General features: G+C 56.2%; 20 protein-coding genes. 11 read left to right on the forward strand and 9 right to left on the reverse strand.

What is annotated here, in order from left to right; translation table 11 throughout:
* The first annotated feature begins 24 nt into the window (after window positions 1-24).
* Both treY and hmeg3_RS11355 read left to right on the forward strand, forming a co-directional pair.
* Window positions 25-2,946 (forward strand): malto-oligosyltrehalose synthase, encoded by a 2,922-nt coding sequence (gene treY, locus hmeg3_RS11350; protein WP_094563812.1) that lies wholly within the window; start codon window positions 25-27, stop codon window positions 2,944-2,946.
* 131 nt (window positions 2,947-3,077) lie between these two features.
* Window positions 3,078-3,665, forward strand: a complete 588-nt coding sequence (locus hmeg3_RS11355; RefSeq protein WP_094563813.1) for a hypothetical protein — start codon at window positions 3,078-3,080, stop codon at window positions 3,663-3,665.
* A 16-nt stretch (window positions 3,666-3,681) separates the two neighbouring features.
* On the opposite strand, the gene hmeg3_RS11360 is transcribed toward hmeg3_RS11355, so the two are convergent.
* The 3 genes from hmeg3_RS11360 to hmeg3_RS24700 form a co-directional block, all read right to left on the reverse strand.
* Window positions 3,682-3,957, reverse strand: coding sequence for a hypothetical protein (locus tag hmeg3_RS11360; protein WP_094563814.1), 276 nt, complete (start codon window positions 3,955-3,957; stop codon window positions 3,682-3,684).
* Between the two features lie 275 nt (window positions 3,958-4,232).
* Window positions 4,233-4,727 carry a GFA family protein gene (locus hmeg3_RS11365; RefSeq protein ID WP_094563815.1) on the reverse strand — a complete coding sequence of 165 codons (495 nt, stop codon included), beginning with the start codon at window positions 4,725-4,727 and terminating at the stop codon, window positions 4,233-4,235.
* A gap of 31 nt (window positions 4,728-4,758) precedes the next feature.
* Window positions 4,759-4,902 carry a hypothetical protein gene (locus tag hmeg3_RS24700; protein ID WP_157739252.1) on the reverse strand — a complete coding sequence of 48 codons (144 nt, stop codon included), beginning with the start codon at window positions 4,900-4,902 and terminating at the stop codon, window positions 4,759-4,761.
* 310 nt (window positions 4,903-5,212) lie between these two features.
* Between hmeg3_RS24700 and hmeg3_RS11370 the strand changes: the two genes are divergently transcribed.
* The gene (locus tag hmeg3_RS11370; RefSeq protein ID WP_094563816.1) at window positions 5,213-5,800 is read left to right on the forward strand and encodes a DUF4142 domain-containing protein; all 588 of its coding nucleotides are present in this window, start codon (window positions 5,213-5,215) and stop codon (window positions 5,798-5,800) included.
* Between the two features lie 188 nt (window positions 5,801-5,988).
* On the opposite strand, the gene hmeg3_RS11375 is transcribed toward hmeg3_RS11370, so the two are convergent.
* Window positions 5,989-6,915 (reverse strand): PCC domain-containing protein, encoded by a 927-nt coding sequence (locus tag hmeg3_RS11375; RefSeq protein WP_094563817.1) that lies wholly within the window; start codon window positions 6,913-6,915, stop codon window positions 5,989-5,991.
* 422 nt (window positions 6,916-7,337) lie between these two features.
* Here hmeg3_RS11375 and hmeg3_RS11380 point away from each other — a divergent pair, with 422 nt between their 5' ends.
* The 7 genes from hmeg3_RS11380 (at window position 7,338) to hmeg3_RS11410 (ending at window position 14,946) form a co-directional block, all read left to right on the forward strand.
* Window positions 7,338-9,758 carry an Hpt domain-containing protein gene (locus hmeg3_RS11380; protein WP_094563818.1) on the forward strand — a complete coding sequence of 807 codons (2,421 nt, stop codon included), beginning with the start codon at window positions 7,338-7,340 and terminating at the stop codon, window positions 9,756-9,758.
* Between the two features lie 145 nt (window positions 9,759-9,903).
* Window positions 9,904-10,623, forward strand: coding sequence for a methyl-accepting chemotaxis protein (locus hmeg3_RS11385; RefSeq protein ID WP_094566276.1), 720 nt, complete (start codon window positions 9,904-9,906; stop codon window positions 10,621-10,623).
* Between the two features lie 12 nt (window positions 10,624-10,635).
* A complete protein-coding gene (locus hmeg3_RS11390; protein ID WP_094563819.1) occupies window positions 10,636-11,187 on the forward strand; it encodes a hypothetical protein in 552 nt (183 codons plus the stop codon).
* 27 nt (window positions 11,188-11,214) lie between these two features.
* On the forward strand, window positions 11,215-11,583 hold the full coding sequence (locus tag hmeg3_RS11395; protein WP_094563820.1) for a response regulator: 369 nt from the start codon (window positions 11,215-11,217) through the stop codon (window positions 11,581-11,583).
* Between the two features lie 215 nt (window positions 11,584-11,798).
* Window positions 11,799-13,196: an ethanolamine ammonia-lyase subunit EutB gene (locus tag hmeg3_RS11400; RefSeq protein ID WP_094563821.1), complete on the forward strand. Its 1,398-nt coding sequence runs from the start codon at window positions 11,799-11,801 to the stop codon at window positions 13,194-13,196.
* A 1-nt stretch (window position 13,197) separates the two neighbouring features.
* Entirely contained in the window at window positions 13,198-14,025 is an 828-nt protein-coding gene (gene eutC / locus hmeg3_RS11405; RefSeq protein WP_094563822.1) for an ethanolamine ammonia-lyase subunit EutC, read from the forward strand.
* A gap of 357 nt (window positions 14,026-14,382) precedes the next feature.
* Window positions 14,383-14,946, forward strand: a complete 564-nt coding sequence (locus hmeg3_RS11410; RefSeq protein WP_094563823.1) for an antibiotic biosynthesis monooxygenase — start codon at window positions 14,383-14,385, stop codon at window positions 14,944-14,946.
* Between the two features lie 30 nt (window positions 14,947-14,976).
* Here the strand turns inward: hmeg3_RS11410 and hmeg3_RS11415 are convergent, their stop codons facing one another.
* From hmeg3_RS11415 to hmeg3_RS11430, 4 genes are all read right to left on the reverse strand, one after another.
* Complete coding sequence (locus tag hmeg3_RS11415; RefSeq protein ID WP_094563824.1) at window positions 14,977-15,399, reverse strand: thiol-disulfide oxidoreductase DCC family protein; 423 nt, start codon at window positions 15,397-15,399, stop codon at window positions 14,977-14,979.
* Window positions 15,400-15,429: 30 nt separating this feature from the next.
* The gene (locus tag hmeg3_RS25180) at window positions 15,430-16,797 is read right to left on the reverse strand and encodes a methyl-accepting chemotaxis protein (protein ID WP_157739253.1); all 1,368 of its coding nucleotides are present in this window, start codon (window positions 16,795-16,797) and stop codon (window positions 15,430-15,432) included.
* 129 nt (window positions 16,798-16,926) lie between these two features.
* The gene (locus tag hmeg3_RS11425; protein ID WP_157739254.1) at window positions 16,927-17,373 is read right to left on the reverse strand and encodes a DUF3429 domain-containing protein; all 447 of its coding nucleotides are present in this window, start codon (window positions 17,371-17,373) and stop codon (window positions 16,927-16,929) included.
* A complete protein-coding gene (locus hmeg3_RS11430; RefSeq protein ID WP_094563827.1) occupies window positions 17,370-18,380 on the reverse strand; it encodes a MerR family transcriptional regulator in 1,011 nt (336 codons plus the stop codon). The genes hmeg3_RS11425 and hmeg3_RS11430 overlap by 4 nt, the downstream gene beginning before the upstream one ends.
* 233 nt (window positions 18,381-18,613) lie before the next feature.
* Here hmeg3_RS11430 and hmeg3_RS11435 point away from each other — a divergent pair, with 233 nt between their 5' ends.
* Window positions 18,614-19,408 (forward strand): EAL domain-containing protein, encoded by a 795-nt coding sequence (locus hmeg3_RS11435; protein ID WP_094563828.1) that lies wholly within the window; start codon window positions 18,614-18,616, stop codon window positions 19,406-19,408.
* A gap of 92 nt (window positions 19,409-19,500) precedes the next feature.
* Here hmeg3_RS11435 and hmeg3_RS11440 read toward each other — a convergent pair whose 3' ends face one another.
* On the reverse strand, window positions 19,501-22,026 hold the full coding sequence (locus hmeg3_RS11440; protein WP_094563829.1) for a bifunctional diguanylate cyclase/phosphodiesterase: 2,526 nt from the start codon (window positions 22,024-22,026) through the stop codon (window positions 19,501-19,503).
* Window positions 22,027-22,044: the final 18 nt, after the last annotated feature.

A 22,044-nucleotide genomic window follows, 5' to 3' on the forward strand; every position in this document is an offset into this window, starting at 1 on the left:
CGTAAAAATGACGCGAAAGTAAATATGCCGACATCTAATCCTCAGCAGCTTCCGCGCCCGTTGCAAGCCACCTTGCGCATCCAGTTTCATCGCGGCTTCACCTTTGACGATGCATTGGCGCAGTGCGATTATTTTGCCGCGCTTGGCGTCAGCCATCTGTATGCCTCGCCGATATTCACCGCGCGTAGCGGTTCGACGCATGGCTACGATGTGGTCGATCCTGGACGCGTCAATCCTGAACTCGGCGGCGAAGAAGGCCTGCGTCGCCTGGTGCAAGGCTTGCACGCACGGCAGATGGGACTGATCGTCGATATCGTGCCCAATCACATGGCCGTTGATGGACAAAATCCCTGGTGGTACGACATCCTGCTCTGGGGGCAGCATAGCCGTCACGCGAGCTGGTTCGATATCGAATGGCTGGGCGCCGATCCGGCATTACACGGCAAAGTGTTGTTGCCGGTACTGGGCAAGCCCTACGGGCAATTACTGCGCGATGCCGAAATCGGTCTCGGTTTTGATGTTGAATCGGCGCGTCTGTACGTCGCGATTCCAGGTAACCGCTTGCCGGTCGCGCCGGAAGACTATGTTGAGATTCTCTCGGCGGCGGACTCCCCCTATCTGACGAAATCCATCACTGCCTTCGAGCGTGTGCTGGATGCTGCTGTACAAGAAGAGCGCCAGACGCGAGCCGAACAGGCATGGCGTGAACTGGCAACTACCGTCGCCGATGTTGAGGGCATGGCATCGCTGCATACTGCGCTGGCGACCTTCAGCGCGGCCACACCGCATGGCGCGCAGGCTCTACATGCCTTGCTGGAGCGCCAGCATTATCGCCTCACCGATTGGCGCAACGCCGGCGATGAAATCAATTGGCGGCGTTTTTTTGAGATCGGGGATCTGATCGGCATGCGAGTGGAGCAGGTGGATGTATTCGAAGCGACGCATGCCGGGCTGTTCCGTCTTTATGAAGAGGGCCTGATTGACGGCGTACGTATCGATCACATCGACGGACTGGCCGACCCAGCCGCCTATGTGCGGCGGTTGCGCGAGCGCCTGCAAGGCATCCGGCGCGACATCGTACCCTACATCATCGCCGAGAAAATTCTGGCGCCAGATGAAAGCTTGCGCAATAGTTGGAGCCTCGACGGCACCACCGGTTACGACTTCATGGATCAGGCCGGCGCTGTGTTGCACGATGGTGAGGGAGCAGCAGCACTGGATACGATCTGGAAGGAGTACCGCGCCGACCCCGACGGTTTCGACTATGTCGTGCTGGCGACGCGGCGGCGTTTGCTGACGCAGAACTTCGCCAGCGAGTTCAACGCCTTGACCGCGACCTTGCATGCGTTGGCGCGCACAAGTGTGGCGACACGCGACATCTCGCTGATGTCGATACGGCGTTGCATGCTGGAGTTGCTGGCGTACTTTCCGGTGTATCGCAGCTATGGCGATCACGACGGCTGCGACAGCCGCGACGGCTTTCTGATCAGGACCACTGCGGCGCGCGTGCGCGACTGTCTGCGCAAGCAGGATTTGCCGACACTGGACGCCATCGCCGGTTGGCTGGCGGATGCGCCGGAGCCGGAGAAACTGCAGGGGCTGAAAAATCAGCAGCATCAGGAGGGGCACGCCGCCAATTACAGTCAGTTGCACTGGCGCGCGCTGACACGGTTTCAACAATTGACGCCGCCGCTGACGGCAAAGTCGACCGAAGACACCGCCTTTTATCGCTACGGCCGTTTGCTGTCGCGCAACGAAGTGGGATCCGACCCGGCACAACTGGCGTTACCGGTAGAGGATTTTCATCGCGACGTCTTGCGGCGCCAACGCGATTTTCCACGCAGCATGCTCGCGACGGCAACGCATGATCACAAGCGCGGCGAAGACGCCCGCATGCGGCTGGCGGTACTCAGCGAGATTCCTGCGCACTGGCAACAGGCATTGCAGCGCTGGCGTGCGCTTAACACAACGGCACGCCAGCAGGCGCCCATCGATCCCGTGGACGAACTGATGCTGTATCAGACGCTGGTTGGCGTGTGGCCGCTGCCGCAAACCACGCAATCGTCACCGTCTTCACCGTCGGGTGAAAGCCATTCAGGGGAGTTGACGGACCTGATCCGGCGCGTTTCTGCATGGCAGCGCAAGGCCTTGCGAGAAGCCAAACGGCGCACCGACTGGAATGCGCCGGATCCGGTTTATGAGGGGCATTGCGAAGCTTTCCTGCAACGCATCTTGCGATCGGATACCGACAATCCGTTTTTGCCGGCCTTACGCGCTTTTGTGCAAGAGATCTCTGCTGCCGGCGCACTCAACAGTCTGAGTCAAACGATGTTGCGGCTGACGGCGCCGGGCATTCCGGATCTTTATCAGGGGTGTGATCTCTGGGATTTCAGCCTGGTTGACCCGGATAACCGTCGTCCGGTGGACTATGCATTGCGGCAAGCGTTGATGGCGCGTAACGGCGTGCGGGCGTTGACACTCGAGGACTGGCGCCGTGGCGACTGCAAGCAGCAACTGATTCGCACGCTGCTGCATTTCCGCAGCGGCCGGGAGGCTTTGTTCACGACAGGAGATTACCTGCCGCTCACGGTGGACGGAGAACTGGCCGAGCATCTGCTGGCGTTTGCCCGCAGCGCAGGCGATGTGACGGTGGTCGTCCTATGCAGCCGCCACGCTGCACGGCTGATCGCCTCCGGCCATTCGGCACAATCGCTGCACTCCGCTGTTCCACTGATCCCGCCGCAGCGCTGGGCGGATACAGCGGTGCATCTGCCGCTGGAATGGACCGGTGGAGAGTGGCAAAGCATCTTGTCGGGAATGCAGGGTGCGATTCGTGAGCAATACATCGACGTGGCTGACGTCTTGCGAAGTTTTCCGGTGGATGTGCTGGTACTGTCCCGAGGAGGCGGTCCTATAGCCGGCAGTCGGTCTGGCGCGGTGGAGTGACGCCCGGTTTCAACGTCAATTCCTACAGGCAAATGCGTGGCGCGCCTATCGCCTTCGCTACACGGCAAGGATAGGCTCCTTAACAAGGCTCAATGGAGTCTCGACGACACTTAACAGGAAGGAGTCCTATCATGTCCTCTATCATTGTCGGCAGATTTCAACTGCAGGATGAAACTGAATACGCCGTGGATGAACTGGTGCAAGCCGGTTATTCACGTGACGCCATCACCACCTTTTATCTCAATCCGGCCGGCCAGCACGATCTGTATCCCGTCGGTGGCGACCGTGACAAGTCTCCCGGGGCCCAAGATACCGACACCGGCGTCGCTGCAGGTGCAGCAACCGGCGCCATCGTGGGAGCGACTGTGGGTTCTGCGACAGCGCCGGTCACCGGCGTCGCCGGCCCGGCGTTAGGCGGCTTGGTTGGCGCGCATCTTGGTTCGCTGGTCGGCTCTCTTAACGCTACCGATGACACGGATGGTGGCAGCCGCCATGCGCAGGAAGCGGAAGTCCGCAAAGCAGGCATGCGCGTAGCGGTCGCGGTCGATGGCGCACCGCAAGAAAATGAGGCGATCGCCTTATTGCACTCACTCAAGGCGGCAGATATCGAGCGCAGCGAAGGTCACATTGAGCATGGCGACTGGGATGACTTTGACCCGTTGACGCCTCCGCGCTATGTCGATTTGCAAGGAGATCGTTCTTACACGGGTCGCCTTTGAATAATTATCTGAGCGCTCAGGGCCATGGCATCGGCGTGACATCCTGGTACTGAGCGTTTGCCGGGGGAGGTGTTTCAGTGAAAGGTGAGCCGGTTTTGCGTTCGTCGGTGTGCAGGCGGGCACCCAGCAATAACAGCAGTTCGCGGTCGCTGGCGATGAAATCGGATTGTTCCAGTGGCTGTCGGGTATTCGGCCAGTTCTCGACTGCCCAGCGGCGCAGTTCTCGATAGCGGCGTACCAGTTCTTCGGCATATTGTTCGCGTGCCAGTGGTTCGTTAGGGTGGGTGTCCATCGTGTGCTCCTGGCTAGTGTGAATGGTGTCGAACGGGAAAGAGATACGCAGCCTAACGCGCCCGCGTCTACGAAGGCATCGGACAGGAGCTGATTGCCTTGTAGGACGTTGACGGCTCAGAGCAATAACCAAAGGCGTGGAAATCCGCATTCGCACCAAGCATCCCGACGTCCTTGTTCTCATCAAGCTGCAGACGCGGGGTGCTTTCAGCAGATGCTGCAGAAAAATTGTAGCGGTGACGGGACGCCAGTGTAAAAACGGCGTCCACAGCTCATTCACTCTTTATCGGTAAAGCGGTGGCGCTGATGCCACTCCAACAGCGACTCTTTCGGGAACTGAGCGAACTGCTTATCCTTGCGGCCGGCCTTGACCTCGACCCACGGCGCTTTGTCGTCAAGCAGCAGATGCGTATATTCCGGCGGCGTCGGCAAGCGTGTATCGATGGCCGACGCGAACGGATGAACCAGATCCGGCCAGGTGGGATCGTACAGCCACAGCGCGCTGCCGCAACGGCGGCAAAAATGTCGCTGGCCTGTGCTGGTGTGGATACGCTTTTCACCTTTGCGTTTGAGACGGGCGTGATAGACGCTGACGTCATCCGCACCTTTCACCTTGAGACTGTGAAAATCGCCGCCGAGGTTGACGGCATAACCGCCGCCACCCTGAGTCTTGCGGCAGATCGAGCAATAGCATCGTTGATACGGATAGGGGGTGTCGCTGTTAAGCGAAAAGGTCACGGCGCCGCAATGGCAGGAGCCTTTGAGTTTCATGCGTTCCTCGCGGAAAGTTTGGGATGGTTGGCTACCTCAGCTTAACCGTAAAGCAGATCTCCAGCTTGCCGGTAAGCTTGATATGGCCGGGAGCAACGAGTGCGTTGCCTTCTTCATCGCGCACACCGATACGATGCAGGGTTTCGACGAGCATTTCGGCAACGGTGGTTGACATGAGTGCCTTATCTTCTTTGAGCTTCTTTGAGTACTCAGATCATTGAGCATAGACTCGGATATCGCCGGTCACTATCGGCGACTGCCGTAAATCGCTGTAGGAATCTACGGAAGAACGCACATCGTTGCCATGCATGGGCGTTTTTGCGGCGAGCGCGCCATCTTCCGCCATTCATCAATTCTTACAAGCAGCAGCGGCACTGTCCGATTTCATCTCCGGCTGGTTGGCACTACATTGGCACCATGTTGTTTGCGTCAGGTTGAATGTTTGTTGCGGCGCAGACTGACTTTCATCCATAAGGAGCATCACCATGTCGCAACCGCTATTTCGTCCGCAATTACGCATGCAGTCAGCTCGCCGTTCCGGCACCATGTTCAAGATATTGGGCCTGACCGCCATCAGCGTTGCCGGATTGGCGTTGGCGATCAATCATCATGCGCGCGCCGATGAGCTGCCGCGATCTGACAAGAGCTTTATCAACAGCGCAGCCGAAGCCGGCAATGCTGAAGTCAAGGCCAGCAAAATTGCGCTGGAAAAGACCACTAATCCTGACGTCAAGGATTTCGCCACACTGATGGTTGATGAACACACTACCGTGGGCGACAACCTGAAGAAACTCGCCACTAGCAAGAACGTTGACGTGCCCACCGAACCAAGCATGGCGCAACGCGCCAAGATCGCCGTTCTGGAAAAACTGGATGGCGCTACTTTCGACAAGCAATACGTCCGCATGATCGGCGTGGCAGCGCACAAGGACGCCGTCAAACTGTTCCACAAAAACGCTGCGGAAGCCAAAGACCCGGACGTGAAGGATTTTGCGGCCAAGACCTTGCCTAATCTGGAACACCATCTGGAAATGGCTAACGCCCTGAAGGCCAAGCTGGATGCAAAGAAATAAGCAGGTTCATGAACTTGAACCGGTTAGACGAATTAAGCAGTAAGCCAAAGCAGCACGCATAACAATAACGGGACTCCGTTTTATGGGTTCCCCCTCTGTCGTCAGGACGCACTTCCTCATGGAGTCGATCCTGGCGGCAGTTTTTTTGTGTTTTTACAATGAGCACTTCATCGTCTGCTTGCAGATAATCAAATCTTGCCGTCTGCCTGTTCTTCGATCACCAGCTCAAAACAGATCAGCACGGGATTGCGCCCGCGTGCCAGCACACCTTCACAGACGTTGCCGCGCGGGTCGATCAGTGCGATGTCCAGATGGCAGCGCAAGCCGTCAGCAGTCGGCTGTACATCGCCGTCTCGCACCAGAATCTCCGTCGCCAGATCTTCCACCACACGACCATCCTCAAACTCGGCACCGATAATACTGCCGACGCTGCCGCGTACTTTTGCGTGGCGAATACCGTGTGTGTGGCACACATTTTCAATCGCCATATTCAGATCTTCATCGGGCCGGATGCGTGCCAGTACCGTGCGCAGGCCTTCGGTTTTATCCTTGGCGGCCTCGATTGCGACGACTGCCGGGTGAAACAGTGTGAAGTTGGTTTCAGGATCGAAGCGTGTTTCCATCGTGGCGTTGTGCAAGCCCCAGGCTTGTGCCATGCCCGGCTCTGCGACGATGGTCTGATCCATCAGCATGTGTCCGCCCTGGCGTTTGCCTTCGGCATCGCGCCAGATAGCGTGGCAATGCACGAAAGGCGCACCGTCGCGGCGGCCGTAAGTGGCACAGGCCAGTTCGATGACGACACCGCCGTCGACTTCATGCGGCGCACTGTAAAAGGCCGCATGCTTGCCGTCGTGCGAGAGCGCCGGCATCAGGAAGTGATGCGGCGACACGCGCAGGTTTTCGAACCTCACGGTGGCACCGTTGATACCGGCGGCGGCCAGCGGCATGCTGATGGCGTCACGCAAATTCATTCCTGCCTGCAAGGTAAAACTGGCGCTGGCTGCATTGCCGGCGAGGCTGACGATGCGTACCGGATCCGGCGAACCCGGATGGCGGGCGCGACGGGCGAAGGGCAGGGGTGCAGCTTGGATGGGGTGTACTGACGATGCTTGCATGCTGGCGTGTCTCCTGGCCGGGCGGTGTGTGCTCTCGGCTTGCTGTTCTTTGGCCCATGGGCTGCATGGGATGGATGGAACATGTTAACGTGCTTTCGATTTTCTTGTTGAGGGCATGCTAGACGAGACTTCAAGAGCGACTTGAGACGATTCTCTCAAGGAGATGTTGTCAAAATATTTCCATGCGGAATTATTTAATCTGTGGCGTGCTTTTTCCATCGAAGCTGATGGGGGAAATTTACCCGTCTAATTTCCTGTATGCATTTTGTTGTCATGCGGAAGTAATACTTGAGTGCAAGAATGCTGCGGCGTCGACAGTGGTTGATCAATGCCAGATAAATGCAATGAGTGCAGCGAGTGCAATCGCTGCGCAATAACAAAATCACACACGAGCGCTTACCGCCACCAGGGAAGAATTCCACATGACTATCCGTCTGCGCATTACCTTGCTTGTCATTCTTACGTTCATTGCGATTTCCGCCATCGGTGGCTACGCAGTGTTCCAATCCCGCGCCAGCGCCGTGGAAGTGAAGTCGGTTACCGAAGGCGTTGTGCCGAGCGTGCTGGCATCATCCGACCTGGTCGGACAGTTGAAGGATGTCCAGTTGGCCGCGATGGTGATGGTCACCGAGACCGACACCAATCTCATCGGTCAGGAAAATGAAAAGCTCGCGGCCAAGAAAATCACGCTGGAAAAAGCGCTGGAGTTCCAGGCCGGCCAAGCTGCGAGCCAGGCACAGAAAGGCCTGATCGAACAAGCCAAGGAAAGTCTCGATAACTACTTTGGCGCCATCGACAGCACGGCGAAGTTCAAGCTGGCCGGCAAGGATGCGCTGGCGCAGGCGTCCTTCTTCGGTGGCGTAGTGCAATATCAGGCTGAGCTGGAAGGCGTTGTGGATACCTTGCGCATCGAGAAGAACCGAAGCAAGGACACGGCGATTGCAGCGCTGAACCAGAATCTGGCATCGACAACGACCACCATTTCCATCGTGACAGCGGTTGCCGTCGTGGCGCTGGCGCTGATCGGCTTCTTGCTGTATCGCCAGATCACCGGTCCGATCAGCCGCATGCAAATCATGATGACCGAGATTGCCGTCAATCAGGACTTCACGCGCCGCCTGCCGGTGGATCGCATGGATGAAGTCGGCCATTCCATTGTCGCCTTCAACGGCATGATCGAGAAAATCCAGGAGGCCTCGGCGCAGGTCAAACAAAAGACTGCCGACATGCAGGCCATGCTGCAAAACATCCCGCAAGGCATCTTGACCGTGGTCGACGGCAACAAGGTGCATCCGGAATATTCGGCCTTCCTCGAAACCGTGTTCGAGACGAAGGACATCGCCGGCCGCGACCTGATGGAGTTGGTCTTTACCGATACCTCACTCGGTGCGGACACCCTGTCGCAGATCGAAGCCATCGGTGGCGCCTGCATCGGTGAAGACGTGATGAACTTCGAATTCAACGAGCATCTGATGGTCGGTGAAGTCGAGAAAAAAATGGCCGATGGCCGCGTCAAGATTCTGGATCTGAGCTGGTCGCCGATCACCGATGACGCCGATCAGGTGATCCGCCTGATGCTGTGTGTACGCGACGTGACCGAACTGCGCAAGCTGGCAGCGGAAGCCAATGAGCAAAAGAACGAGCTGGAAATCATCGGTGAAATTCTGGCGGTAACTGCACCGAAGTTCCAGGACTTCATCGTGACCTCGCGCCGCTTTCTTGACGAGAACGAACAACTGGTGCATCAGAATCCCGAAGCGACGGCATTCGCCATCGCCAAGCTGTTCCGCAACATGCACACCATCAAGGGCAATGCCCGCACTTATGGCCTGCTGCATCTGAGCAACGTGGTGCATGGCGTTGAAGAACATTACGACGATCTGCGCCATCCGGAAACCGGTGCGGTCTGGAATCAGGAAACCTTGTTGCAGGATCTGGCCAAGGTGCGTGTCGCCGTCGACCGCTATGCCCGCATCAACGAAGTCACACTGGGCCGTCAAGCCGCACCGGAACAGGCTGCCGCCGTCGAACGCCACATCATGACCATCGACCGCAAGCACATTCTGGAAAGCTTGCATCGCCTGGAAACGGTGAATACGGCCAACTTGCACGAAATGGTGGCGGTACGTAATGCCGTGCGCAAGACCTTGCGTTTGCTGGGCACGGAAACGATCGGCGAAGTCCTCGCCAGCGTCACCGACTCGCTGCCGGCACTCGCCGCCGAATTGGGCAAGGCTGCGCCGGTTGTGGAAATCGAAGACAACGGCTACGTCATCCACACGCATTCATCGGCATTGCTGAAGAACGTCTTCATGCATCTGATCCGCAATGCCGTCGATCACGGGCTGGAAATGCCGGAAGAGCGTCAGGCCAAGGGCAAGCAGGAAGCCGGTACTGTCCGCCTGCAAATGGGCGTGATGAACAACATGCTGCACATGGCGCTGTCGGATGACGGCCGCGGCCTGGCGCTTGCACGTATTCGCCAGACCGGTATTGAAAAGAATCTGATTACGGCGGATCAGGCGCTGACCGACGCCGAGCTGGCAGAACTGATCATGCGTCCCGGTTTTTCGACTCGCAGCGAAGTGACCGATGTGTCGGGACGTGGCGTGGGTATGGATGCGGTGCTGGATTTTGTTACCCGCGAACACGGCCGCATCGAGATTCAGTTCCTGGATCACGCTGAAGGTGCAGATTTCCGCCAGTTCCAGATCAACGTGCTGCTACCGGAAAATGTCGCGGTGGAAGTCGACGGCATCGATGTCGCCTATCCGATACCAGAACTGGATCAGGTCGCGACTGGCGCTGTGCCGGTAGCCGGCAGCGATCCGCAGGTCGCCTGATCGGGAGACCAAGGCAGGAATTCAAAACAGGGAAGGCAGGGTGATCGCTCTGCTGACCTGATGTTTGACTGAACAGCAAGTTTAGCGATTGGCGGCAGGTTCTGTAGTGCAGTTATACGTGTCTATTGCAAGGATGTTTTTCATGATGTTGAATCCGGTTATTTTTGTTGTTCTGGGAGCGCTGCTGTCCGGCGTGCCGCTGGCCTTGATGCTCAAGCGCCAGAATGCACGCATGAAGCGCATGGTCGATCTGGAGCAGGTCGAGATCCTCAAGCGCAATGTCGAGGCGACACTGCACGAGCAGCAAGAGAATATCGAGGCGCATCAGCAGGAGCTGGAAGCACAACGCCGCGACAACGACCTGCGTCTGGTTCATACCCAGCGCGAAACCGAAAAAATCGTCGCCCAGCTCAGCTCGCAGAACTCCGAGAGTATGGCGCGCGTGCTGGAAAACTGCGACGCCTCGCAAGAAACCATCGGCAATCTGCTTGGCCTGATGCGCACTTTCGAGCGCTGGCATGACGACATGAATGTCCTGATCACGCACAACCGCGAAATGCACCGCAAAAACGACGAGTTTGCGCTGATCGTCAATCAGGTCATCATCGTGGCACTCAACGCGTCCATCGAAGCAGCGCGCGCCGGCGCACATGGACGCGGCTTTGCGGTGGTGGCATCGGAAGTCCGCGATCTGGCGCAACGTGCCGAGAAGCTTTCCAAGAGCTACCGCGCCAATCTGTATCAGAACGACCTGATCACGACCACGACGTTCCAGGATTTGCAGGCGGGCGGCAAGATGATCATCGGCGCCATCATCGGTCTCGATCTGATCAACAAGAAAACCAAAGAAGCGCTGGCCGCGTAAGGAAACGAATCCATGTTGAGCCAATCCGCCAAAGACGGTTTTGATCTGCTGTTGACGCAGTCTCTGAAGAACAGCCTTGTGCCGTCAGGCACTGAGGCGCAGATATTGACCTTGACCGAGCCGGCCGATTTTCCGGAAAAACAGATGGTGGTGTTGACGGTATCGTCCTATCTGTTTCGTCTGATGGTGATGTTTTACTTCTCGCCCAACGATGCCACGCGCAGTCATTTCGCTCGCTTGAATAACGTGGATGAAGCCGAGATGAGCGAGCAGACTTTCATGGACGCCATCGCAGAGAGCGGCAATCTGTGCTGCGGCATTCTCAATCGCGATCTGGGTAATTTCTTTCCACACATTGGCATGTCGACGCCGAATGTTATCGACAAGAACTGTGCAGCCTATCTGCAAAAGCTCAATAGCCAGCACATTCAGCACTTTGCAATCGATATGGATGGCTCGCCGCGGTTTCACGTGAGTCTGTGTGTGTCGGCGTACGCAGATATCGACTTTAGCGTTTCCGCAGAAGAGCTTGGCAGTGATACCGGCGAGCTGGAACTCTTCTAATTTTATCTTTCATTACAAGAAAATCTCATGGCACAAATTTTGGTAGTTGATGATTCAAGCACTGTGCGCGCCGAAGTCGGCGATTTCCTGAAGAAGAATGGCCTCGATGTCGCTTTGGCTGTCGATGGCCGCGACGGTCTGACCAAGCTCAAGGGCGATCCTTCCATCAAGCTGGTTGTTTCCGATGTCAACATGCCCAATATGGACGGTCTGACAATGGCGGAGAAGATCCGTAGCGAGCTTGGCAATACCGCTGTCAACATCATCATGCTGACCACCGAAAACTCGCCGATCATGAAAGAGCGCGGCAAGGCTGCCGGCATCAAGGGCTGGATCGTCAAGCCGTTCAAGGGCGATGCCGTGCTGGCGACGTTCAAGAAGCTGGTCGGCGCGTAATCCTTTCATCTGACTACGGCTGCGCCAGGCTGGTGCGGCCGGAGTCAGAGAGAGCCCCTTTCTCACCAAAAATGTTCATGAAATGTCCGCACGCTGCGCCGATACGGACACGCCTTCACGGCCTCTGTCCGGCAATGTTGCCGGTGTCTCAATTTATGTTCCGCAGGTGATTGTCCTTTGCTATATTGGGCGCTGACACCGATAGAGGTCAGCCAATGTCCCTGCATCAATTCAGTCATACGGTAGGTCCCATCACGTATCAGTTTCGCGATCTTGCGGATCTGATGGCCAAGGCGACGCCGCTGCGTTCCGGCGATATGCTGGCCGGTGTGGCCGCCGAGAGTGCGGAGCAACGGGTCGTGGCGCAGATGGCGCTGGCCGAGCTGCCGCTACGGATTTTTCTTGAGCAGGCGCTGGTGCCTTATGAAGCCGATGAGGTCACACGCCTGATCGTCGACGATCATGACGCCGCGGCTTTTGCTCCGATCAGGCATTTGACGGTTGGCGACTTCCGCAACTGGCTGCTTGGGGACGACGTCGACAGCGAGACTTTATGCGCCGTGGCACCTGGCATCACACCGGAAATGGCCGCCGCCGTCAGCAAGATCATGCGTAATCAGGATCTGATCCTGGTCGCAAAAAAATGCCGCGTCGTCACCGCTTTTCGCAACACCATCGGTTTGCCGGGGCGGCTGTCGACCCGGCTGCAACCCAATCACCCGACCGACGACGCCACCGGCATCGCAGCCAGCTTGCTGGATGGACTCCTGTATGGCAGCGGCGACGCCGTCTTCGGTATCAATCCCGCCACCGATAACGTGGCGCAAGTGATCAATCTGGTCACGATGATGGATGAGATCATCGCGCGCTACGAGATCCCCACCCAGTCTTGCGTGTTGACGCATGTGACCAATACCATTGCGGCCATCGAGCGCGGCGCGCCGGTCGATCTGGTGTTCCAGTCGATCGCGGGTACTGAGGCGGCCAATCGCGGTTTTGGCATTGACCTGGCCTTGCTGGCGGAGTCGCGCAGTGCCGCCTTGTCGCTGGGCCGCGGCACCGTGGGCGACAACGTCATGTATTTTGAAACCGGGCAGGGCAGTGCACTCTCCGCCGGGGCCCATCACGGCATCGATCAACAGACCTGCGAGGCGCGAGCCTATGCCGTGGCGCGCAAGTTCAAGCCGCTGCTGGTGAACACCGTTGTCGGATTCATCGGTCCGGAATACCTCTACGACGGCAAGCAGATCATTCGCGCCGGGCTGGAGGATCATTTCTGCGCCAAGCTGCTTGGCCTGCCGATGGGGTGCGATGTCTGCTATACCAATCATGCCGAAGCAGACCAAAACGATATGGACAACCTGCTGACCTTGCTGGCCACGGCGGGATGCAACTTCGTCATGGGCATCCCGGGATCCGACGACATCATGCTGAACTATCAGACCACGTCCTTCCACGACGCGCTGTATGTACGGCGGGTGCTCGGGCTCAGGCCGGCACCGGAGTTCGAGGCCTGGCTGCAGCGTATGCAGATATTCAGCAGCGACGAGCAATTTCGTCTCGGTGAAAATGTGCCTCCGACCTTTCGCGACGCTTTGCAGCGTTTGCTCTGATATGGAAAACGACAAATCCCCGGTCATCAATAATCCCTGGCAGATGCTGCGCGAGTTCACGGCCGCCCGCATCGCACTGGGACGTGCAGGAGTCAGTTTGCCGACATCGCCGCAACTGGCCTTTCAACTGGCGCATGCGCAAGCGCGCGACGCCGTGCATCTTGCACTTGATGCCGACCAATTGCGCCGGCACCTGCTAGACGTTGGTATCGGCGGTGCGGAGGCTTGCCTTGTTCTTGACACCGCTGCAGGCGACCGGCTGACCTATCTGCAGCGCCCGGATCTGGGCCGCCGGCTGAGTGAGGCGTCTCGCAATGCATTGGCCTCGGCGATGCAGGCGCAGGGGGAGGATGTCTCTTATGATTTGGCCGTCGTTGTCGCCGATGGTTTGTCGTCGCTGGCCATTGCCAGGAATGCGGTTCCATTTCTGAGTGCCTTGCAACCCCGCATCGCCAAACATGGCTGGAAGCAGGCGCCGCTGACCATCGTGCGGCAAGGGCGGGTGGCGGTCGGCGACGAAGTCGGCTACCTGCTGCGAGCCAGGCTGGTGGTCGTGCTGATCGGCGAGCGTCCCGGCCTCAGTTCGCCCGATAGCATGGGGCTGTATCTGAGTTGGATGCCGCGAGTCGGTATGGCGGATTCAGAGCGCAACTGCATTTCGAACGTGAGGACTGAAGGCATGCGCTACGACGAAGCAGCGTTCAAGCTGGAGTATCTGTTATCCGAAGCGACCCGGCGTCAGTTGAGCGGCGTGGGGTTGAAGGACGAAAGCGGCCGATCTGCAGAAGTTGGTGCCCCGACCAGGAATTTTCTCTTGAGCGAGGGCTAATTAGACCGCCCATTCAGGGGCAAAAAATGCTGCCTGAGGTGATTAAATTTTGAAAATGTGAGACAAGCGGTCAAGTCCACTGACAATTTGCTGTGACAATAAACGCCTGAGCAACCGGATCAGGCTTATCGCATGGTCCGAGCTTAAAAACGGAAGAAAGAGAAAGCAATATTCTCACTTTTGACCTCGACGCCCGATGCGCATGTATCGGGCGTTTTTTTATTTCCGCGACGGTAACGTATAAGAGCGGTCTTCCAATCGGATTGACACCGGCGCAGGCATGCGACATCGTAGGCGTTTTTGGTGCCGGCCGGATTGCATCAACATAACAAGAACTTACTCAGAGAAAGCCTCTGCATGAATAACGACCAGAAACCCGACATGGTGACCATCGTCATCCAGCATGATATCCGCACCGGCTCCCAGTCCGACTACGAGCAATGGCTTAAACGCATTCTGCCCATCGCCGCAGAGGCGCCCGGCCATCGTGGCGTCACCGTGATCAAACCGCCGGCAGGCACAAGCCGCTATACAGTCACCATCCGGTTTGAAACACTGGAACACGCGGAGCAATGGCTGGCATCGCCCGCCAGGCGTGATTTGATTAAGGAAGCCGCGCCGTTGATGGAGCAGCAAGAAAAGGTCGATACCATCACTGGGCTGGAGTTCTGGTTCACCCCACCGGCAGGTCAGCCGCAAAAGCGTGCGAAGCCGTGGAAACAGTTTCTGCTGACCTTGTCGGTGATTTATCCGCTGACGCTGGTCTTGCCGTGGCTGCTCGCACCGGTATTCGACACCGTGCCGGTCTTGCATGAGCAGTTGATCAGCAAGCTGATCGCTGCGGCAATCATTGTCGGTTTGATGACCTATGTGATCATGCCGCGCTATACGCGACTGGCGCAGAAATGGTTGTTCAATTGAACTTGCCGGTGAATTTCCACTTTGTGGCATTTAATCTGCCGCAGATGAAGGGCGTACGCGCTTTGCCGCAAAAAACCTGACAACTTTTTGCAGCGCAGGCCGTACGATCAGGAAGCAGCGATAAAGCCGCTCCAGCAGGAACATCATTCCAGGCAAGCGACATAAAGGACTGAGCCGGCGCCAGCCAGGCAGGCGATCCCAGACAAAGACAAACGCTTCGGCGCCACTGAGGATCTCTCCATCAGGACTGATCAAATGAAAGCGCCGCAGCAGTTGTTCTTTCGTCATGCCGGCCGGCGGTTGAAAATCATCGGAGGAGACATCTATCCAATGAATTTCTGCCTTCGCCTGCAACCGCCTGTAGAGCGCAATCTCGCTTCGGCAAAGAGGGCATGCACCATCAAACATGACTTCCGTCGGTTTGCAGCCCTGACCAGTTATGCGATCTTCCATATGTATTCCTTTTCACAGCTGCTACAGGCCCTAAGGCGTGAGTCTGAATATGCCGACAACACTGACCAGGCGTCGAACCTGCTCGCTCAGTGTTGCAGAGATCGCAGCAGCCTCTTCAACCATACTCGTGTTCTGCTGCGTCACGGCGTCCATTTCCAGCACAGCGTGATTGACATGCTCAATAGCTGAACTTTGTTCGCGTGCGGTGGCACGGATTTCCGCCATCGTCGCCGTCACACTGCGAATGCTGGCGACGACATCTTCCATGGTTTTTCCGGCTTGCGTAACCAGGATGCCACCGGTGTCGACTTCCTGTGCGGATGCGTTGATCAGTTGCTTGATCTCTTTTGCCGCAACGGCGGCACGCTGAGCAAGGCTGCGTACTTCACCGGCCACGACGGCGAATCCTCGTCCTTGCTCTCCTGCGCGGGCGGCTTCCACCGCAGCATTGAGGGCGAGAATATTGGTCTGAAAGGCAATGCCGTCGATGACAGAAATGATATCGACAATTCTTTGTGACGACTCGTTAATGGCTGCCATGGTGGCAACGACTTTTCCTACTTCGGCGCCGCCGCGTTCGGCAACTTCCGCAGCGGTTTTTGCGAGCGCATCGGCATGGTCGGCATGAGACGCGCTATTCTTTACGGCCGAGGTGATCTCAGCCATTGAGCTCGCGGTCTCGGTAAGAGAGCTGCTTTGCTGCGCCGTCCGTTCGGCCAACGCGTTATTGTTGGTCGCAATCTTGGCTGAGGCAGCGGCAATCGTGCTGGTCCCGTCGCGAACATCGATCATGGCGTCGCGCAGCTCTGTCATCATCAATTGCAATGCCTTTCCCGCATTGCTCATCGGTGCCTCGGCCTCCAGGCGCAAGACGATGGTTCCATCGCCGGCGCCTGCCATGGATGCGACTCTGGTGCTGAGTTCCCCCGCCTGTACCGCGTCGCGATAGAGTAGTTGTGCCAGATAGGCGAGCACGGCAGATTCAATCACCACGAATAGCGCGTGCAGTACAACTTCGCCAACGCCCGGTTTCGTGAAGCAAATCACGCCATATCCCCATTCTTGCAGATAGCTGAAGCTGAGATGATGAATGGCGATGACGGTCGCGGCGACGAGAATGACTTTCCAGTCTCGATAGCAAAGCAGAAACGCCAGCAGGACGAAGATCCCGAAGTGCAGTTCAGTCATCCCGGCTGCCTGATGAATGAACAGCGCTGCGAAGATCATCAATCCTGCCGCGACCAGCGCACGAGTGGCAAACGCATACGGGGCGCGCCAAATGAACAGTGACGGCACGACGGCTGTAGGAAGTCCGATCAGCAGCGCCCAGTGCCAGGTGTCGTGCAGCGTCGATAGGCCGAGCCCACAGAGAAAAAGTAGCCAAAGCAGCGGCAGCATCAGGCGATGAGCCTGCTTGTAATATCGGTCTAGAAAGAGGTGCATGGTGATCGAAAGTGATGTGACGGACAGATAAGTGCAAATACGCGCTGCTTCAACGCGGTTGTTACGGCGCGGTTGAAATGAGTTCTAGATGAAGCTGGCGGCAAGCAAGGAACCTGAGCCGACGATAGTCAGAATTCCACGCAAGCGAATAAACCACTCAGGGACAGGTTCAGTTTTTTCAATGATTCTGTCGGCGATGTAGCAAGCTACTAGCAGGCAGGCAAGTATCCGAAGCGCGGTCACAACAGCCAGCAGCGGGACAATCCAGGAAATGAGTGCCGGTACGATACTCCAGCCACATTGGAGCCACGGCTGCTGTGAACCTCCGCGCACCGCATAGCCCCATTGGAGCGCACCGACAAAAGTGCAGATGACGGCACCATAAAGAACCAGTGCATGCAATAGAAATGCTTGATGTCCCTCATCAAGCACCATGACTAACAGCGGCAACAGAACGAATGGGGTCAAGCCTCCGAGCCCCAGGGCAAGTGCCGGCGCATAGGGTTGCCGTCCATGGCTTGAGATATTCACAATGACTCGCCTGAGTGTGCCGGGAGATCGATTCCCTCCGCTTGCGCCAGGCGTACCAGAGCGTCCTCCAGTGCAGCGCGTGCATGCCCGGTCGTCCATTGCAGATCGCGGTGTAATGCCGCGTCCTTGCTGTCGCGATTGGCGCAGTCCGCGCTATATTTTTCGAAGCTGCCAAGGCTTAGCAGGAGTTCGGCCAAATGCCGTGGGCATTCGCAATAGATTTTTCCACCCGTTTCGGCGAACGCAGCCAGGCCGCTCTCATCGAAACGAGGAGGTGGGGGCGGCTGGGTTGCCGGCAGGAGAGGGCGTGCCCGGTCAGGTGATGCCTGTGTACGCATCAATGCATTGCAAAACCATTCAACCTCGACGGAATCCAGTGGTTTTCGGACTACTTCATAGCCTGCCGCGCGCAACTCCAGCAGAACGGGCGAGGGGGCAAAACGATAAAAAACAATGCCATTGCCTGCGTCGCAGGCCTGCTTGACCTCGTTGAGCGTATCGATCGTCGTTTCGTCGAGGATCGGAAATTCGACGACGATAATATCGGCCATCGTTCCTTCCAGCTCCTTGGCTGCCCTGTTGAGGTCAGTGCACTTCCCCACAATGTTCAGCATGCTGTGCGATAGCGCTTCGCTGATTCGCCGGGAAGATATCCACGGGCCGACAAGCGCAAGGCGAGTATCGGTCCGCGAAGCAAGTGCCGGGACCGCTTTTTGCGAAATCGAGCTCTTTTCGAAGTTGGACATTTCGATCAGGGTGACGATGGGCAAGGTCGCGATACTGCCGATGGCATGTCCGGCATCGACTAATCGTTTGATGATCCCCAGACGATGTACTTCATCCGGGGTGTAAAGTCGCTGGCCGCTTTCGCTTAATCGAGGTCCGACCACGCCGTAGCGCCGCTCCCAGACACGCAAGGTCTCGACTGGTACTCCGGTAAGGCGGGCCGCGACGCCACTTCGATAGCACGCAATTTCCGACTCGACTTGAAGATTTTCATCCGACATGACTTCATCCTGAAACGTAAACAAGGACAAATCATATCAGAATGAACCAGTATTGAACTCATTAATTATGGGAAATATCAGTTCATTATCTGTACATTCTGGATTAATTAATATAATATCGGTTCACTTTCGGTTCAATATCGACTCTAACAAGCATGCGGTTTCTCCCAATGTGCCATTAGTGGGTGGTTAGGTATTGATCTCTCACTCACCTAATTTTTGATGGAATTCGCATGATCCCAATCCACCCAGACTCCACCCGCGGTAATGACGGCCAGGAGGCAACAAACGGTTGCAATGGTTGCCGCGATTCACCGGAGTTGGATATTCAGTTTGAGTACGCGTATCAGCCGATCGTTGAATTCGCCACGCAGTCGATATACGCCTATGAGGCGCTGGTTCGTGGTCCGCAAGGCGAGTCTGCCGCCAGCGTGCTGGCGCAAGTCAACGACACTAATCGCTATCGGTTCGATCAGGCATGCCGAATGAAGGCCGTCGAGGGCGCATCCAAGTTGGGCATGACTCAACTCTTGTCGATCAATTTTCTGCCGAACGCGGTGTACCGCCCGGAAGTCTGCATCCGTAGCACGTTCGCAGCGGCGCGTAAATTTAATTTTCCGATTGAAAATATTATCTTCGAGGTGACCGAGGGGGAGCGTGTCCAGGACAGGCCGCATCTGGTCAACATATTCAAGGAGTATCGCCGCTTTGGATTCCAGACCGCCATCGATGATTTTGGTGCTGGTTATGCAGGCCTGAACTTGCTGGCGGAGTATCAGCCGGATCTCATTAAGATAGACATGGATCTGGTGCGTGACATTGATACCAATGTACCGCGCCAGGCGATCGTGGCAGGCATCGCGTCCATTTGCAAGCGATTGAATATCCGTGTTCTTGCTGAGGGAATTGAAACCCGTGCTGAACGAGATTTTTTGCTGGGCATCGGCATTACTCTCATGCAGGGCTACTGGTTCGCCAAGCCGGGGTTTAAGGAACTGGCGACGATTCCGGAATCAGCTTGGTGCTAATCATTTTTCCCTGTGTGACGTTCCAAATGGAGCGTTGTACCTCGGTCTGGTGTTTCGTGGGGAACGGATAATCGACGGGCCGACATCGGCTATCAACAAAGTTTTTTCCATTGTTGCGGAGACGTCCAGGAGCGGATCCATTCAAAGAGTGCAGATGCCGGCATTGGCCTGGATATTCCATAACCTTGTGCCAGCTCGCAACCAATCCGCAGCAACTCTTCCCCATGGGCAATGGTCTCCACACCTTCTGCGATGACCTTGCGGTGAAATGCTTCGGCCAAACCAATTACCCCACGAACAATAGCCAGATCTTCCTGATCGCTTAGCATGTCTCGCACAAAGCTTTGGTCGATTTTCAATGTTTCAGCTGGAAGACGCTTGAGATAGGTGAGCGACGAATAGCCGGTGCCGAAGTCATCAATCGAAAAATGCACTCCCAATTCTCGGCACACTTGCATGACTTGCGATATGGCCTCGATATCTTGCAACGCGCTTGTCTCAAGAATTTCCAGCTCCAGATTCGCAGGATTCACATCGGGATAGCATCTCAGGAGATCCCGCAGCGTCGTATAAAAATTGTCTTGCTGAAGTTGTCTCGGGCCCAGATTGACACTGACGGACAGCTCCAATTCCATCGCCTTCCAGGTTGTCATCTGCATCAGGGCCTGCGTGATTACCCACATGCCAAGATCATCGCTGAGCCTGTCCCCCTCAATCAATGGCAAAAACGATCCAGGCGGGACAAGACCCAATTCCGGATGTTGCCATCTGATGAGTGCCTCGACGCCGACGATAGCTCCGGTTCGCATATTGACCTTGGGCTGGTAATACAACACAAACTCATTGAGTTCCAGGGCCTCGGATAAGCGACGCAGCTGGGCGCTACGGCCTTTTTCTTCTGCGTCCCGGGCGGCATCGAAGAGGTGGTATTTATTTTTTCCGGATTGTTTTGCTTCATACATTGCGAAATCCGCATGACGTATTAACTGGTCTTCGTCAACATCATCATGAGGGTAAAGCGTGACACCAATACTGGCAGAGATCCGGATAAGGTGATTTCCGATAGCAATGGGCTCTGAGCAAGCTTTGAGGATTTTTTTCGTCAAACAATCGAGCTCGTCGTTGCTGGAAATATCAACCAGGACGGCGACAAATTCATCACCTCCCATGCGGGCAAGTGTATCGACCTCGCGCAAAGTAGATGCCATACGCCGCGCGATGGCGACCAGTAGCGCATCACCCAGTTCGTGCCCCCATTGATCGTTGACTTGTTTAAAGCCGTCAAGGTCAAGATACAGGACAGCCAGATTTTTTTCGCTACGCTTACTCATCCGCATTGCCTGGCGGAGCCGGTCTGACAGCAACAGGCGATTCGGCAAATCAGTGAGGACATCGAAATGCGTGATGTGCTCGAGTTTTTCCTGCTGTTTACGCAGGGAGGTGATATCGGTAAACAGGGCAACGTACTTCTGTGTTTGTCCAGATTGATCGGTGACGGCGCTGATAGTCAATAATCCTGTATAGGATTCACCGTCTTTGCGTCGGCTCCAGATCTCAGATCGTGCGTGGCCGTTGCGCACCAATTCGACGAGTATTCCTTTCTCGATGTCAGGCCCTTGGCGGCTCGATTTGAATACGCTATAGGTCCGGCCAATCAGTTCTTCCCGGGAATACCCTGTAATGCAGGTCAAAGCCTGATTGACCTCGATAATCACGCCATGATTGTCGGTAATGGCAATGCCCTCGCTGGTATGCGTAAATACGCAAGAGGTGAGTTTGAAGTTGGCTTCCGATATCTTCTGCAAGGTGACATCGCGTGCAATTTTTGATGCGCCGACGATTGTTCCTTGTTTGTCCCGAATCGGTGAAATCGTGACGGAAACCTGAATAGGCGAACCATCCTTACGCATGCGTATCGTGTCGAAATGATCGATTTTTTCCCCGGCAAGAATTTTCTCGAGAATGAACATCTCTTCGTTCTGCCGATCTTCTGGAAACAATTTGAGCATCTGCTGACCTAGCATTTCCTCCGCGCTGTAACCAAACATCACTTGCGCTGCGGCATTCCAGCTGGTGATTCTGCCGTCGAGGGTTTTGCTGATGATCGCGTCGTCGGAGGAATTGACCAATGCCTGGAACTGTTCGACAGCATTTTCCAGTTCTACTTGCGTCGTCACATCACGTGCTATTTTCGATGCACCAATAATCCGTCCCTGAGGATCGCGTATGGGAGAGATCGAGACCGACACATTGATCGGAGATCCTCCTTTGCGAATACGTATGGTTTCAAAATGGGCTACGCGCTCGCCGCTGACAATTTTGTCGAGAATCAGGGCTTCCTCATCGGTTCTGTCCGATGGAAACAGACGCAGCATCGGTTGCCCCAGCATCTCTTCTTCGGTATAGCCGAAGATGATCTCTGCACCGTGGTTCCAACTGGTGATAATTCCGTCAAGGGTCTTGCTGATGATGGCGTCGTCGGAAGATTGAATGATTCCATCGAAGTACTCTTTGGATGAGTACAGTCGCCGGTTGCGTTCAGCTGACGCGCGGGACCACGCTTCAGGGGCATCAACTTCACCACCGTTCAGGCCATCTTTCCCCGAGTCATTCGTCATGAATTTCTGTTCCTCGCA

The sequence above is a fragment of the Herbaspirillum sp. meg3 genome (assembly GCF_002257565.1).
Lineage (GTDB): Bacteria > Pseudomonadota > Gammaproteobacteria > Burkholderiales > Burkholderiaceae_D > Herbaspirillum.